The sequence below is a fragment of the Bacteroidales bacterium genome (assembly GCA_014860575.1).
Classification (GTDB): Bacteria; Bacteroidota; Bacteroidia; order Bacteroidales; family JAAYJT01; genus JAAYJT01.
This window is the reverse complement of sequence record JACZJK010000035.1, coordinates 38,472-55,149: the sequence shown is the minus strand read 5'-3', so window position 1 is coordinate 55,149 and position 16,678 is coordinate 38,472. Positions and strand designations below refer to the sequence as shown.

General features: G+C 44.8%; 11 protein-coding genes. 2 read left to right on the top strand and 9 right to left on the bottom strand.

The annotated features are described in order from the left end of the window. Window positions 1-286: 286 nt before the first annotated feature. The 4 genes from deoD to IH597_09560 form a co-directional block, all read right to left on the bottom strand. Window positions 287-988, bottom strand: coding sequence for a purine-nucleoside phosphorylase (deoD, locus tag IH597_09575; protein ID MBE0662706.1), 702 nt, complete (start codon window positions 986-988; stop codon window positions 287-289). 199 nt (window positions 989-1,187) lie between these two features. Then, the gene (gene purL, locus IH597_09570) at window positions 1,188-4,913 is read right to left on the bottom strand and encodes a phosphoribosylformylglycinamidine synthase (protein ID MBE0662705.1); all 3,726 of its coding nucleotides are present in this window, start codon (window positions 4,911-4,913) and stop codon (window positions 1,188-1,190) included. A gap of 220 nt (window positions 4,914-5,133) precedes the next feature. Continuing rightward, window positions 5,134-7,860, bottom strand: coding sequence for a T9SS type A sorting domain-containing protein (locus IH597_09565; GenBank protein MBE0662704.1), 2,727 nt, complete (start codon window positions 7,858-7,860; stop codon window positions 5,134-5,136). A 201-nt stretch (window positions 7,861-8,061) separates the two neighbouring features. Then, window positions 8,062-8,631: a DUF4256 domain-containing protein gene (locus IH597_09560; GenBank protein MBE0662703.1), complete on the bottom strand. Its 570-nt coding sequence runs from the start codon at window positions 8,629-8,631 to the stop codon at window positions 8,062-8,064. A 356-nt stretch (window positions 8,632-8,987) separates the two neighbouring features. Here IH597_09560 and IH597_09555 point away from each other — a divergent pair, with 356 nt between their 5' ends. Continuing rightward, window positions 8,988-9,488, top strand: coding sequence for a CHRD domain-containing protein (locus IH597_09555; GenBank protein ID MBE0662702.1), 501 nt, complete (start codon window positions 8,988-8,990; stop codon window positions 9,486-9,488). Window positions 9,489-9,585: 97 nt separating this feature from the next. Here IH597_09555 and IH597_09550 read toward each other — a convergent pair whose 3' ends face one another. Continuing rightward, window positions 9,586-11,505 (bottom strand): sigma 54-interacting transcriptional regulator, encoded by a 1,920-nt coding sequence (locus IH597_09550; GenBank protein ID MBE0662701.1) that lies wholly within the window; start codon window positions 11,503-11,505, stop codon window positions 9,586-9,588. 169 nt (window positions 11,506-11,674) lie between these two features. Between IH597_09550 and IH597_09545 the strand changes: the two genes are divergently transcribed. Beyond that, window positions 11,675-12,226, top strand: coding sequence for an OsmC family protein (locus IH597_09545; protein ID MBE0662700.1), 552 nt, complete (start codon window positions 11,675-11,677; stop codon window positions 12,224-12,226). 91 nt (window positions 12,227-12,317) lie between these two features. On the opposite strand, the gene IH597_09540 is transcribed toward IH597_09545, so the two are convergent. From IH597_09540 to IH597_09525, 4 genes are all read right to left on the bottom strand, one after another. Further along, window positions 12,318-13,670, bottom strand: coding sequence for a hypothetical protein (locus IH597_09540; protein ID MBE0662699.1), 1,353 nt, complete (start codon window positions 13,668-13,670; stop codon window positions 12,318-12,320). An 85-nt stretch (window positions 13,671-13,755) separates the two neighbouring features. After that, the gene (locus tag IH597_09535) at window positions 13,756-14,460 is read right to left on the bottom strand and encodes a hypothetical protein (protein MBE0662698.1); all 705 of its coding nucleotides are present in this window, start codon (window positions 14,458-14,460) and stop codon (window positions 13,756-13,758) included. Window positions 14,461-14,708: 248 nt separating this feature from the next. Beyond that, window positions 14,709-15,134, bottom strand: a complete 426-nt coding sequence (locus IH597_09530) for a hypothetical protein (protein MBE0662697.1) — start codon at window positions 15,132-15,134, stop codon at window positions 14,709-14,711. Between the two features lie 211 nt (window positions 15,135-15,345). Further along, window positions 15,346-16,677 carry an ATP-binding protein gene (locus IH597_09525; protein MBE0662696.1) on the bottom strand — a complete coding sequence of 444 codons (1,332 nt, stop codon included), beginning with the start codon at window positions 16,675-16,677 and terminating at the stop codon, window positions 15,346-15,348. Between the last annotated feature and the right edge of the window lies 1 nt (window position 16,678).

The following is a 16,678-nucleotide window of genomic DNA, read 5'->3' as shown; positions in this document are numbered from 1 at the left end:
TAATTCCTCAATTTTGATTTTATCCTGTTTATGAAGCCAGCATGTTATCGAAGCAGATATTATCAGGGAAGTCTGAACAGAAATGTTGATATCCTGTTAGTGTGTTATTAGCTCAGTATAAATTGGATATGAGCGAATTACACTTGAAGTCTATAAATACCATTCAAGTAATTTTGTTCCCCTTGAAAACTGTATGGAACTGCCCGAAGTACTTGATGAAGCCATTGATTTCAGTCAGCAAAAGCTTGTGTTGACCAAATTATAAGACTCCGGGAATTGACTGGTGTTATGCAAGCTCCAGCGCAATCTTCACCATATCCATAAATGATTGCTCGCGATCTTTTGAGGAAAGTTCTTCGCCGGTAATCATGTGGTTGCTTACGGTAAGAATAGCAAGTGCTTTTCGTTTGAACCGGGCCGATAGGGTATAAAGGGCGGCAGCTTCCATTTCAACCGCAAGGATTCCGTAAGCTTGCCAGATTGCGTAGGGATTGGGCTCGTCGTCATTGTAAAATGCATCGGAAGTGAGCACATTGCCAACACGGGCTTTCAGACCAGCATGTTTCGCATAATCGTATGCTTTACGCAGTAGTTCAAAATCAGCCAGTGGGGCATAGTCCATACCTTTGAACTTGAGTTTATTAAAAGCAGAGTCAGTGCAGGCGCCCTGAGCGATCACCACATCCCGCACATGCAAATCCTCCGGAAATGATCCACAGGTTCCAATGCGAACCAGGGTTTGCACATCATAATCGCAGATCAATTCATGCGCGTAAATACTAATGGATGGAATGCCCATGCCCGTTCCCTGAACCGAAACCGCTTTGCCCTTGTAAGTTCCTGTATATCCAAACATGCCTCTTACCTGGTTGTAACAAACGGCATTGTCAAGAATATTCTCTGCAATGAATTTTGCCCTCAGCGGGTCGCCGGGCAGCAGCACGAAGGGTGCGATCTCGCCGGATTTGGCTGCTATGTGTATGCTCATTTTTTTGTTGTGTTGCGGTGATACAGTGATGCAGTGATACTGTGTTGATGTTTGGAATGTTGGAGTAATGGAGTAATGGAGTGTTGGATGAGTGAATGGTTAAATGGTTAATTTGTTTAAATATTCGATATTTTCTCTAACTCTCTCCATCTCCTTGTCTCCTTGTCTTTTTGAAATTTTGGACTTTGAATTTTGGTCTTTAGTCTTGGGTCTTGGAATTTGGAGCTTGGGTCTTGGAACTTTTCCTGACCCAGTTGATCGCGTTCACAAACCCTTCCACCCACGGCGAAACCTCGTCTTTCTTCCGCTCAGCGGGATAATGCGCCCATTGCCAGGGCAAGAGTGAGCGTTCAAGGTGGGGCATGATGGCGAGATGGCGGCCATCGGTTGAGCAAATGGCAGCGGTAGCATAGTCTGAACCGTTTGGATTTCCCGGATATTCTGTGTAGCTGTATTTTGCAGCAATACGGTATTTGCTTTCTTCATACGGTAAGCTAAAACGTCCTTCACCATGCGCGATCCAGATTCCAAGGCGGCTACCGGCAAGGCTTCCAAGCATTACAGATGGGTTCTCAGGAACCCCCACGTTCAGGAAATCCGACTCAAATTTCCCTGAAGTATTATGCAGCATCTTTGGTTTTGCTTTGTGATCCGGGTAAATCAGGCCCAGTTCCACCATCAACTGGCAGCCGTTGCAAACGCCCAGGCTCAGCGTATCGGGTCGGGCATAAAACTTATCCAAAGCTTCTTTGGCCCGCGGGTTATAAAGAAATGCGCCTGCCCATCCTTTTGCGGAACCAAGCACATCTGAATTGGAGAAACCACCCACAAAAGCAATCATGTTGATGTCTTCGAGGGTTTCGTGGCCTGAGATCAGGTCGGTCATGTGCACGTCTTTTACATCAAAGCCTGCCAGGTAAAGCGACCAGGCCATTTCACGGTCGCCGTTCACACCTTTTTCACGAATGATGGCGGCTTTGATGCCTGAAGGTTTTCTGCGTTTCGGGTCAATATTATATTGACTGTATGAACCGTTGAATTTTTCCGGGATTATAAAACTTAAGGCTTGCTGATCGAAATTCCGGTAACGCTTCTCAGCCAGGTCTTTTCCGCTCTGATGCTGATCCATCAGCCAGGAGGTTTTGAACCAGCTTCTTCTGAGTTTTTCGATATCCAATGTGAGCTGTGCTTCCTGGTTTTTGATCTGCAAAGTCTTTTCGTATAAAGGCTTTCCTATCACATGAAACGGAATGTCGCTTTCATGAAGGAAAACGCTGACAAAATCCAGGTCGTCAGTTTGGATCACTACCGCGGGATTTTCACTCAGCAGCAGCTTTACCAGATCGGGTTCATTCAGAGAACTCAAATCCGCGGCAAGACCCATATTATTTCCGGCAAAAGCCATTTCCAGGAGACAGGTTACCAAACCTCCGGCTGAAACATCATGCCCTGCCAGGATCTTTTCTTTTTTAATCAATTCCTGTAACGCATTGAATGCTTTCTTAAAATGATCTGCACTGGCTACTTCCGGTGCTCGGGTTCCCAATTTGTTCCTTGTTTGAGAAAAAGCACTTCCACCACAATGCATGGGTTCGTGCGAAAAATCAATGTAAATAAATGTTGTTAGCGGATCGGAAACCATAGCCGGAGTGACAGTGTTGCGTATGTCTTCCACTTCGGCTACCGCAGAAATGATCACAGTTCCGGGTGCAAAAACTGTGCTGCCGTCAGGGTATTTTTGGGTCATAGAAAGGGAATCCTTGCCGGTGGGAATGTTGATACCCAACTCAATCGCAAAATCGCTGGCGGCTTTTACGGCTTCGTACAAACGTGCATCTTCGCCGGGATTTTTTGCTGGCCACATCCAGTTGGCACTCAATGAAACTCCCTCCAAACCATGCGTTAATGGCGCCCATACAATATTGGTCAATGCTTCGGCAATACTGAGCCTCGAACCCGCACGCGGACTGATCAATGCCGCTACAGGCCCATGTCCGATGGCCGTGGCCACACCTTTGATTCCCTGGTAATCCAGCGCCATCACGCCCACATTATTCAAGGGTAATTGCAGCGACCCGGTGCATTGCTGCGTGGCTACCTTTCCGGTAACGGAGCGGTCAACCTTGTTGGTGAGCCAGTCTTTGCAGGCCACCGATTCCAATTGCAACACCTGCTTAATATAGGTTTCGATTAATTCCGTTTTGCATTCAATTTCTCCGAACCCAAAGGCGGTTGTTTTATCATCCAGCACCGTTTGCGGCGGTTTGCCGAAGAAATCATGCACATCCAGGTCAATGGGTTTGTTGCCGGCTTTTGGGTCGTCAAAAACAAGGCGATGGTCAGAACCGGCTTCGCCAACATTATAAAACGGCGCCCGTTCGCGTTCCGAAATCTTTTGAATCAGATCCAGATCCTCTTCATGCATCACCAGTCCCATGCGCTCCTGCGACTCATTGCCGGCCAGTTCCTTGGGCGAGAGCGTGGGATCACCAATGGGAAGCTTGTTCATGTTTACCGTTCCGCCGGTCGCTTCAATCAGCTCGCTTATGGAATTCAAGTGGCCGCCTGCACCGTGGTCGTGAATGGAAACCACATGATTTTCTTCGCTTTCGGCCATGGCGCGGATCACATTATACACGCGTTTCTGCATTTCGGGGTTGGAGCGCTGCACGGCGTTCAGTTCAATTTGATTAGCATACTCACCCGTGGCCACCGATGAAACCGCTCCGCCACCCATACCGATGCGGTAATTATCGCCGCCCATCACAATGATGCGGTCGCCGGGTTTGGGCAGGTCTTTCATGGCGTCCTTTTTTAGTGCGAACCCAACGCCACCGGCCAGCATAATCACTTTGTCGTAGCCAAAAGTTTTGTCCTGCTCTTTGTGTTCGAACGTGAGCACACTACCACAAATCAGCGGCTGCCCGAATTTATTACCGAAATCGCTGGCACCGTTGGAAGCCTTTATAAGGATATCGAGTGGAGTCTGATACAGCCATTTGCGTTCAGGATTAGTAAATTCCCAGCTACGGGATTTATCGAGGCGGGGATAGGAAGTAATATATACGGCGGTTCCGGCCAATGGCATACTGCCTTTGCCACCTGCCATGCGGTCGCGTATTTCGCCGCCGCTGCCGGTAGCTGCGCCATTGAAAGGCTCCACGGTGGTTGGGAAATTATGGGTTTCGGCTTTCAGGGAAATGACGGTTTCAATATCCCTGACTGTAAAATAATCAGGTTGATGCTGGGTTATTGGTGCAAACTGTTCCGCTTTGGGGCCTTCAATAAAAGCCACATTATCGCTGTATGCCGAAACAATCAAACCTGGATGCAGACGGGAAGTTTTTTTAATCAACTGGAAAAGCGTTTCATCCATGGCTTTGCCATCAATAATGAACTGCCCGTTGAAAATCTTGTGGCGGCAGTGCTCGGAGTTTACCTGGGAAAAACCGAATACCTCGCAATCGGTAAGCGGGCGGTTCAGGCGTTTGCTGAGTTCTTCCAGATAAATGACCTCTTCATTGCTCAGAGCCAGTCCATGTTCCTTATTATATTTTCCAATATCCTGAACCGGGATCAAAGGTTCAGGCTGATGTTCAATATGAAAAATTTGCTGATCAAGCCCGCGGTAAAGCTGTTGCAACATCACATCGTAACTTACTTTGTCTTCTTCCTCAACCACAAACTCTTCAATACGATCAATTCCCCTGATGCCCATATTTTGTGTGATCTCCACAGCATTGGTGCTCCAGGGGGTGACCATTTCCCTGCGTGGACCGATGAAATAACCCTCAAGATTTTCCTTTTCAATCAGCCTTGCCTGCCCAAAGAGCCAGGAAAGTTTTTCGATTTCGGAATTGCCTATATTGTTGGAAGTTGAAACGGCATAGATAACCGGCCCTTTGCCCTGGAAGAAGATAATCATGGTGGTGTTATTAAGAGGCAAAAGTAAGGAAAAGTGATGAGGTGCTGCCGGCACCGTTGTTCATTTGTTCTATGGTTCTATTGTTAGTTCAAGGTTCAAAGTTCAAAGTTCGATGTTTGGCGGGGGTTCAAGATTCCAGATTCAAAATTCAAGATTCAAGATTCTGGGGTTCTTGGTTCATAATTCAAATGTTCTGTTGTTCTACTGTTCTATTATTCTACTATTCTATTGTTCCCTTTCCTGCTACCCCATTCACCGTAAAAGTAAACACCTCCAGCACGGCATCAATATGAAGTTCCATATCGAAGAATCCGTGTTCGGTGGCTGTAAAATTGCCATCGGGATTGGGCGGGAAAGTGGCGGCAGCATTGCCGGCCATGGTTACGTCGTTGCGCCCGATAATAATACCAAACCAATCCTGCCCTTCGCGTATTCTGAACCCGCTTTCGCCAGCGGCGATTTCGATATTGCTCCAGGTCCAGAAATAATCGGTTCCATTTTGAACCACTGGTAAATGAAGCTGGTAAGTTAGCTCCCAGCCCCATGGAATACCGTTTACCAACAGGCTGCTGCCAATCAACCCAAGTTCAGTATCGTTGTACTCAACCGGAGGTATGTCGCCGGTTCTGGTCAACAACGATGTAAAACCATCAATTGCATTCCAGTTGAGTTCCACATCATAAAGGCCTTTGGTTTCCGGAGTCACAAGGTAGTTTTGTCCGCCAGGGATTAAGGTAGTGGTCAGTTCGGGCAAGGTTCCGCTGAGCAAACCCCCAAAATTCGTATTCACGTTTACCACACTTTCCAGGATTAAAATGCGCCACCCAGCACCATACCGAAATTTGAACTCCCCGGTATTGAGCGAAACATCAGTGGCCGCGAAACACATTTCGAACAAATTAAAATCTCCGGCAAGAGGCATCTGAACGTCTGAACTCCAGCCCGAAGGCAATGCACTGCCGATCACTCCCCAGTAGGGAACAGGAGCGATTACATAAGTATTGGTTTGAAGATCAATGGTAATGTGATATAAGCCATCGGACGAAACGGTAAAGGCCCCTGTGGCTCCCAGGTTACCTTTCTGTATGGTAATCCAGGGCTGATCCCATTCACCGTTAAGGTCAATAGTCTGATTGCTTGCTGGACCAAACACTGTTTGCATATTACCTTCAATCTTCACAATATTGAAACCGTCCGAACCTTCAAGGATGGTACAATATTTTTCCCACATACCAGGCCTGGGTTGCTGGTTGAACTCATTAATACCTTGTACAAATCGTCCGGTAATATCCGCAACGCTGAATGGTGTTGCACTTCCAACCACATAAAACCCAAACGATACCGAAGCAGTCTGGGTCGTAAATTCAATCTGTTCGCCATAGGCCACACCGGCAGCGTTGATGGCATAAGCCCTGACGCAATAGATGGTTCCCGGTTCGAGGCCATAAAGGTTGCTTGCATACGTTCCTGTTCCGTTACCATCTGTACTCATGCCTTCATGGTCTTCAATGGTTGGGTTTTCAGACTTACTCCATACCACACCACGGGCTGTAACCTCAGCGCCATTAGTGCTGAGAACCAATCCTCCTGATTTAGCCGAAATGGAAGTAATGGAATTAACCGCTGATGTAGAAACCATTGGTGGATTATTCCTGATGCAGCGTACTGATAAGCCTAGATGTTTATTATTAGTGATCCATAATATTTCACCGGTATAATAACCAAGCCTGATCAACCATGCGTTTTCGTCATTATTTTCTGTTGCACTCCACATTTTACCTCCGTGACCTACGGCCAGAAAATCCCCATAAGTGTAACGAGCGCCGCCAGGAACGACAGAGAATCCAAATTTATCGTTTCCAAAATCTGCTACATTAACGTGCCAGCGTGGGTGCACGTATGTTTCGCAGTCTCCGCCCAGCGGAGATAATATCTGTCGGCAGGATTTTAAATAGTTGCCATTAGGTGAATTGACTCCTCCCAGATAATCAATCAATTGTAGCCACTCTTCTGCTGAAGGTAAATACCAGCCTTCCGGGCAAAGGCCATGAGGTTGTGTAACTGCAAACCAGTTGTACAAGGCACCATAAGGGTCTTTCCATGAAATGTTATTTTCAGGCCAGCAATAAGCACCGGTGGTATTGAGCGGCCAGAGGTAATTATCAACCGGATTTTCTATTGGAACACCGTTTTGGTAATGTGTGGTCTTCAGGTTTTCCGCCATCCAAACTTGTTCCCCGATGGTAACAACGCCGTATTGATTTCCATCGTAATCCCCGCATTCAATAAACTCAAAGTCAATGTTCTGGCTTTGGGTTGGAACCAAAGAACTGGTATGGGAATAAATGCCTGAGGTGGCAGTGAATACCAGGTGTTCGCCATCATCATAATTCATCACATGGATATCTCTTGTACTTTTAGCCTGGCTGTTAAAGGGCATATCAGGTTTGACCCCACTGTATCTGATCTGAGGTAAAGCATCGGTTTCAGACACTGAAACCAAGCGAATTGCAAAGGATTTTATGGGCGTAATCACTCTGACCAAATAAATACCGGCTTTCAAACCACTCAGATTGAATTGATGAGTTCCCGCTGGATAATTGCCGTTAATACCGGTAAGAATTTTAACGGTAATATCCATAATTTCAATATTTATTTCACCTGAACCGGTGGAATAGAACTCCAGGATACTGCTTCCAGTGGTTGGGTTGGGGTATAAAAGAGGTTGCTGATCCTGTTCCTGAACCGGCTTTATTCCAAGCGGGTTCAGCAAATGAAGGGTGTCAGAACCACTTAGAATGAGGGTTTGCTGCGATTCAATATTTTTCACCCAAACTGAATCTACGGCAGCGCTTTGCCCCGATCCGCTGAAAGTGATAAAATAACTTTGCGCCTTTACACTGAACGCAATGATCAGCAACAGGAATAGGAATATAATTCTTCTCATAAGTTTGATTTCTGGGTGTTGATAATAATGATGGGATTGTGCAGAATTGAATATATACTCACTCTTTGCAACAGCTTTTGATAGCTGAGCAAAAATAGGGATTTACTCTCAGCTTTCACGCACCACTCAGTCAAACTTACAAAGCATTCACAAAACTTTCTTAACCCGGCGGATTGTCAGGTTGGGCTGTAAATGCAAAACTCACACTCTTAATACCCCGCGAAAACCCCTGGAAGCGTAATATGACTCTGCACCGTTGTGATACATAAATACCTGCCCATAGCGGTAATCGCCAAAGATGGCGCCACCATGCTTTCTGATTTCAGCAGGGGTTTTCAGCCAGCTTGATGTTTTTGTGTCGTATTTTCCAAACTGCTGCATTTCACGATACTGCTCTTCAGTTAGGACGTCTATACCCATTTCATCTGCCATACCAACTGCACTATTTTTAGGTTTGTTTTCTTTTCTTGAATTCAGTGCTTCCTGGTCATAGCAAATGCTTCTACGACCTTTTGGGCTTTCAGCAGCACAGTCGCAGAAAATAAACTCATCTTTACTTTTGTCATAAGCTGTCACATCTGGTTCGCCACCTGTTTCTTCCATTTTATAAAGTGACCATAATTTTTCAGGCTTTGATTGAAGCCGTACTTCAATCTTAGCCCAGTTAATACCTTCATGACGCTGCATATTTTTCTCAAAACGGGCCATTAAGGTGCTTAATAATTCTTTCTGTTGTTCTGGAATCAATTCTTTATTCTTTGTCTTTGTCATAATGTGTTTTTTTGATTGGTTAACAAATTCCTGTAATTGCTTTTGTACAATGTCGAGCTGATCCGTTGTTATTCATGCTTGCAAGGTCAGATTGCCGGAGAGCACTGGTTCCAGCTACGAAAATACAAATTAACACAGCCTAAGAGTTTGGAAGCAAAATAGAAATGGCGGTTTTAACAGTCTCTGGAGAGTAGAATCTTATCTGAATAATGCAAGAAAAAGACCAGGTATGTTAGCTATTTAACAGATAATTAACACTATCATTGTGAACCAATTACGCAGCCAGATGTTTACAACATTATTAACTAAAACATCTGGAAATGAAAAGACACAATTTACTATTCTTCGCTGCCATGATGTTTATACTAGCATCGTGTGCTAAAGAAAAAAGTGATCCTGTAAGCCCGCAGGAAGTGCAGCAGGATTCAGCCCTGAAAAAAGGAAATTCAGGTAAGAATTTTGCGGTTCACATGACGGGCGATCAGGAAGTACCCCCGGCACAAACCAATGCTGTGGGGCAATCTATCTTCCACTTAAGAAAAAATGGAACCGAACTGCATTATCGTGTTATTGTAGCAAACATTGAAAATGTTACAATGGCGCATATTCACCTTGCCCCTTCAGGCGCCAACGGGCCTGTTGCAGCATGGTTGTATCCATCCGGCCCACCGGCACAATTGATACCGGGACCTTATAATGGTGTCCTGGCTACGGGTGTAATAACAAGCTCGAACCTGGTAGGGCCGTTGTCAGGAATGGATCTCTCTGACCTGGTTGATTACCTTAACGACGGAAATGCGTATGTAAACGTGCATACAAGTCAATTTCCCGGAGGTGAAATTCGTGGTCAGTTCTAAACTGTTACAAATTATTCATGTTTAATGCTGATGTTGCCCGCTATTACAGGATGTTCCTGTTTTAGCGGGCAACAACTTTTTAACTTCACACCAGTTATTAACTCCCTCTTTTTATACCCAACTTGCTGATTCTTGAACTCAATGTCGTTGATGGAATCTGCAGCATCGCTGCTGCCCCGTCATCTCCCGAAATCTTCCAGTTACACAAATCCAGAGCTTTTATAATATTTTGCTTTTCAAAATTATTCATCTCCGTTTCGGTAAAAACCTTCTCCTCAGTTGTGTTCACTAAAGGCTGGCTGGTCTCCGAAGCCGGTAAAAGTTGGGAAAGGTTGATCTTACCATCCTGGCTGATTATGATGCATCTTTCAATAATATTCTGCAATTCCCTTACATTCCCTGGCCAGGGGTATGCCAGAAGCCGTTGCCTGCTTACTGCATCAAGCGTGCCCATAACTTTAGCTGCACGTTTTGAGAATTTTTCTAGGAATGCTTCAGCTAGCATAATGATGTCATCGCTCCGCGCTCTTAAAGGCGGGATTTCAATAGGAAAGACATTCAAGCGGTAAAACAGGTCCTGCCTGAATGTCCCTTTTGCAACTTCCTCCTCAAGATTGCGATTAGTAGCTGCTACTACCCTCACATCAACCTTTGATGTTTTTGAGCTGCCAATGGGTTCAAACTCACCTTCCTGCAGCACACGCAACAGCTTTGCCTGCAAGTGCAAAGGCAACTCACCAATTTCATCAAGAAATATGGTGCCACCATCGGCAAGCGAAAAGCGCCCTTCCCTTGCATTGGTCGCCCCGGTAAATGCACCTTTTACATGCCCGAACAATTCGCTTTCAACAAGTTCCGATGGCAATGTTGCACAATTGAGCATAACGATAGGCTTATGCTTTCGTTTACTTGCCTTATGGATAGCCTGAGCAAACAATTCTTTACCTGTTCCGGTTTCTCCTCTTATCAGCACCGAAGTGTCAGTAGGGGCAACCTGCTCAACAGCTTCCAGCGCCTTTAGAATTTCCGGGCTTCTGCCGATAATATTTTCAAAGTTATGGTCACTCACCTTTTCGCGCAACATAACAGCTTCAGCACTTAATTGCTTTAATTCTTCCTGTGTGTTCAAAGAATCCTCAATATTTCTTAAGAAAAGCGCATGGAATTCAAGGCCTTCAGAATGATACTTTGAAATAGTTGCCTCAGCACGAAACATTTTCCGGTCAGATTTGATGCAAACAAGCTGTCCGGGAAAACTGAACGACTGAGAATGCTGCCCTGCTTGATGCAAATGATTGATGCAATCGGCAATTTGTCTTATGCTTTGCCCATCGAAATATTTTGAAATGGGTTGACCGATAAACTTCTCTTCCTTGCAGGCAAAATTCAATAATGCAGCCTGGTTTGCCTGTGAAACAGAAAGTTGCTCATCAATTTCAATGAGTGCATCGCGGGTTCCATTTACCAATCGGTTCAACCTTGTTTCATTTTCAATCAGTATGTTCTCGTAACGTAGCCGTCTCATTTCGGCAGCAGCCCGTGCTGCGAAAATCCTGAAAATGGCAAATGCCTCGGGAATTTCTTCCATTGGCTTGTTGTCAAGCAATGCAAGATGGCCGAGAATGTTATCATTTTCATCCCGTAGGGATAATCCCATATAGCTGACCGCTCCCAAAGGCGGCAAATCAGGATCGTCAGGATATAACTCAATTACACGTTCGGGCACGTGGCAAATACCCTTATTTTCCAAAACCGGCTCGCAAGGAGTGCCGGGCACATCATATTCATATTCATCTACATATTGGTCATCGAGCCAAAAAGCCAGTGCACGCAGCCGGTTTTTATCTTTCAGATATTTTGTGATCCAAACCCCGTGAGCATCCAGCGATTCGGCCAGGTTCCTGACCAACTGGCGGAAGAACATTTCTCCGGTATGTTCAGAAGTGCCTTCCACAATCTTTTTCAACATCAATAAACCCGATGGTAAATGTCTGGCTGGTTCTGTTTTTGAACTCATTTTTCTTGGTTTTACGAAGTAAAGTTAACGACATTTCATAAAAAACGAAATCTCGTAATCTAATTATTTGCTAAATGTACTGAAATACAAATGTTTATAAGAGTGGCACGAAGCTTGGCTTTCAGGAAACAAGTTTGTTTAACTCTTAAAATCAATTAAAATGGAAACAATGACAAAAACAACCGTAAACGGATTCCGGACTGAAGACATAGTCGGAACAATCAATGCAATCCAGGATAACCCTGAAATCGCAAAATTCAAGTTTCGTGTAAGAAACAAGTGGATCACTGGTGGCCACAATCAGGCTACTGTAAAGGGTTTTTATGGTGGAATGCAGGAAGATACCACCCGCGAAAAGGCCTGGGTATTTGATAATGGCGAACCACCCATCCTGCTGGGTCAGAACGAAGGTGCCAATCCTGTTGAATACCTGCTGACAGCCCTTTCAGGTTGCATGACAACCACCATGGCATTGCATGCAGCAGCCAGGGGCATGGAAATTGAAAGCATCGAATCAAAATTTGAAGGTGACATTGATGTGCAGGGCTTCCTCGGCCTCAACGACATGGTTCGAAACGGCTATCAAAAAATCAGGGTTACCTTTGACATCAAAGGCAATCTTACAGAGGAGCAAAAACAGGAGATGTTGATGTTTGCATACCAATCACCGGTTTACGATGTGGTGACAAACGGAACAATGGTAGAAGTAAAGATGGCGTAAATCCTGCCGATTTTAGTTATCAGTCCCGGCTCATTCAATTGGCCGGGACTTTTTTTTGTGAGAAATCAATACAGGTCTACTATAATGTGAATCAACGCACAACCAACTTCGAAAGTCCGCCATAAATTGAATCCCAGAACAATGCGCCCAGAAATGCCAGGCCTAACACCGCGAACTCAAAGTACAACTGCCCAAACTCAAAAGTGAAAAGCTTGATCCCAATAACATAATAGAGTATTCCGACGATAAAGCCGGTAAGGCAACCCAGCAACAGTGTTGGAGGTAAATTTTTATGCTCGGATCTCATCAGGTATTTAACAAGTGCACCCAGGAAACCGCCAATCACTGAAAACAGGATAAACATCCAGGGGAAGACAAAGTTGAAATTACGCTCATCAGAAGTAAAAAGATGTGCATTTGCTGTAAGCGTGGCCTGCCCTATACCTTCTGATTTGAGTAAGACTTTACCCGAACGGCCGCTGCTTAAAAAGATATGATCAGGTTCAACTGATCCCTGGCCGGCAACCAGGTTCACACGCACAGAATCAAGCCCTGTGTAAGAAAGCAGCGAAATACTTACCGGGATGGCCTGAACGCCATAACCCTGTACGTTTCTCTCCGGGGTCTCGATCCGGACAACTGCTTGCTTGCTGAGATAAGTGGTATATCCTTGTGGATTAAAACTTGTTGCGATCCTGATGGGAACCGGATTATCATTTGACTTATCAGAGATTTGAACAATTGTTGAGGGCAGATTGGTATTACGAATGGCCGTGAAGCCCGGGTTAAACTCCGCCCTGACTGAAGAAAACTGCATTGAAACTGGTTCTTCAAGTTCTTTGGGAAGCAGATTGGTTTTCGAATCCTCAAGTAAAGTAACAAAGAAGGAGCCTTCGTAAGCGCCATTCGAAGCATTGTATTGCAATTTTGGCAAGGTATCAACAAGTATCTGTAAAATGACCTGTTCGGGTTCGGAAGGTGATTCTTCCGGATGTACTGTTTCCGACGGGGGACGTTTTATCCTTGCAAAATAAATCTCCGGAAGCACAGCTCCTTCAAGGGTTGCCCGGCTGCCATCAATCATTACTGTGCCTTTGGATTCAAAACCCTTGATCTCATCAGTACTTTTTATAACGGCCACATTCTCGTCCTGCTTCAACCTGAAATCAGACACGGACACATTTTGCACCTCCACTCTATCGCCCCTTACCACCTGAACAGTTACCTGCGACAAGGTATCTTTGATGATGTGCTGGTTGGCTTCCAGATCGGGCCTGCTTACCGTAGTTGCTTGTCTTGTATAGGGTTGTCGCTGCCGTAACTGATGTTCAGGTTGAGCAGCCAGCAAACATGGTATCAATAAAGCCGTGAACGCTAACATCCTGGCCAAGATACAGCTTACCCGAAAATGAATCGGAAAAATTTCTTTGATCATTGTTTTCATAAGTGTTGTGTTTAATATTTGGGATATCTGTTCGTTACCACCGCTTGAAAATTGATGAATTGGTTAAAGTTATAATTCAACATTCTTATTCCTTACCGGTAAACTTTTCGATTGCTTTTTGGGCAAGACGTTCCGAAAAGCCTGAAACAAATGCGAGCGCCAGGTAATCAAAAATATTGCTGACCTCAAAGCTGAAAATATCAAACTGCTGTGCCAGTGAGGACTTCACTAAAAAGAAAATAAATAATGAAAATGCGCTGCTGATGATTATCTTGCTGAGGAGTATCATACTCAGTATGCGCATGTCCTGATTACCTGCTTTAATGAAAGTTTTGCGTAGAAAAAGGATCGAACTGCTAATGGCTCCAAGAAAACCAAAAAGTAAAACGCCGGTAATAATGCCAATCATTGACATTCCGGTACTTAAAGTATTTAAATCCTGGTTGGTTTGAACTATAAACCAAATCAGGATAGATATCAGGCTAATGCAAAGTAAGGCAAACAGTAAGGTGAAATATCCATGGGCAATTTTGCTGATATTATATCTGTTATCGAAATGTTCATCCCTGATTTCAATAGCTTTGATCAGCACTTCAGGGCTTGAGATTGCTTCCTCATATTTATGTTCATGCCCGAAAATATCCTTGATGGCCGAAGCACGCCACTTATTTAATTTTTCAGTCTCATGATCAACCTGGATTGCGACAGCCTTTCGTTCAGGTATCTCCATTGCATAGACTTCGAAGCGTTTGGCTGCGTTCAATGCTTTCCAGCCATCATCGATGTTCATTTGTTTAAGCGACGTTTTGGCCCTTTCGATCTGGTTTAAAGCAAAATTGTCCCATTTCGAATCATTGGGGCTATCTTTTTTTACCTCGATCCTTCTTTTTATGGATTGTTCAGTAAAAAAAATCTCAGATTCAAGCCTCTGATAGAACGGTGAATTTGAATTACCCATGATATTTTTGCCAAATATTTTCAACATGACAGCGTGTGAGTGTAAATTAAAAGATTATCAAGCGGATGTTAACTTAAAAATCAAACAGTCTTCGTCCTGATCTCCAGTTCAAAAGCATCCGGCAAAATTTCCCTTAATTTTTTCATCGTATTCACCGAACTTGTAACATCGGGAATTCCATCAGCATTTACATCGGCATGCTTTTCGCCGGGAAGAATACAGCCCTTAGTGTCGGGTGTGCCAGTCTTTGGGTTGATGGATGCCGCGTAATTGCCATGGTGAATAAGTATCTCCGAACGCCCGGGTACATTCTGAACCCAGAAACACTCGCCATAGCTAGGACTGCGATGACGAATGGTTTTGTAAACTCCATTGGGAATACACGAAACCTTTCGCTCATTGTTTCTCCAGGGCAATTCAATGGTTTTGCATGTGTACAAAATGTTATTCCCTTCTGTGATGGAAAAGGTTCCAAGCGTTTGCCTGGTTTGATCAGGTTCACGCATGATTTGGTATCTCTTGCCAGATGGCCTGGGTTCAGGAGATGCTTGCTCAACCGGATTATTTTCTTCAGTTGTTCGTTTTTCTTCCACAACCATTCCTGACGGAGTGCCTTCAACAGGCCTGTTGCCCAAAGAAGTGATTCTTCCATGTTTGATTACTGTAACTCCCATAATTTTTGCTTTTAAAGTGGATATATCCATTTTCGTATTTAAATCAGAATACTTTTCCTTCTTTCTGATATTCCCGTTCAATGCCGGCCTGAATCAAATCAACAGTAATTTCGTGCTTTTTGTTTGCCAGGCAGGCAAGCGAGCAATATTGAACAACATTTACGACCCCAGCCCCGGTAATCTCATATTTCTTGGCAATGGTCTGCAGTATTTCATCGCCGGGAATTTTTAATCCTTTGCGTTCCGGCAGCGTCTTTTTCCATAGCATAAACCTTTCAGCAGGTGTGGGTGGCGGAAAATAGATCACCGATTGGAATCTGCGCATAAAAGCTTCATCAATATTGGTTTTAAAGTTCGAAGCCAAAATCACAAGTCCGTCGTGGCTCTCAATTTTCTGCAGGAGATAGGCAACTTCCTGGTTCGCATATTTGTCATGGGCATCGCGCACGCTGGTGCGTTTGCCGAAGAGCGCATCGGCTTCATCAAAGAACAGTATCCAGTCTTTGCTTTTGGCGCGGTCAAAAAGCTGGGAAAGGTTTTTCTCGGTTTCGCCAATGTATTTTGAAACCACCATGGAGAGGTCAATCCTGAACACATCACGCCCGGTATTTTTCCCGAGGATCATGGCCGTTAAAGTTTTTCCGGTTCCCGGAGGCCCGTGAAATAAGACCCTGTAGCCTGGTTTGACCCAGCGTTTCAGGTTCCACTGGTTCATCAGGGTATCCTGGTGTTTGAGCCAGTTTTGCAGTTCGGCAATCTGAGCGCGGGTTTTCTTGTCCAGCACCAAATCATTGTCGTCCAGTTCGGTGGTAATATATTCAGCCGGAAAATCCATGCTGAAGCGGGGTTGGGAAACTTTTCCGCTGAGCAACTGATCAACAATATCAGGGTTCACAATAATACGACCGCTCATGCGTGGTTCGCCATGTGGCACGGCTTCGAGCCAAAGGATGCGGTTCCTGGCAAACTGATGTTCTTCGGCAAAAAGTTCCTGCACCTGGGTTCGTTTGGCCTGGTCATCACCGGCTAGCAGAAAGAGCGCGGTTTCGCCGGTGGGTAACATGCCGCGGAAGGTTTTTCCACGGGTTCCGCCTATTTGTGGAAAATCGCCTGAATTTTTCAGGTTTGTCTGGATCACATCATCAAGGAAATTTGGGGAAATGTGAGGGCTAAGGCCAAGAATAAGAACAAGTCTTTCTTCAGCGGCCAACTTAAATCTCCTGATAAGATTTAAATACTCTTCGTTTTCACCTGACTCCGGTGGCTTCAAGGGAGTTACCTGATCTTCATTATGCTTGCCTTCCTTTTTCAGGAAGTATTGTTGAAGTTGCCCTTGCACAACATCAGCCAGCCAATTGAGTTCCTTTTCGAGCATT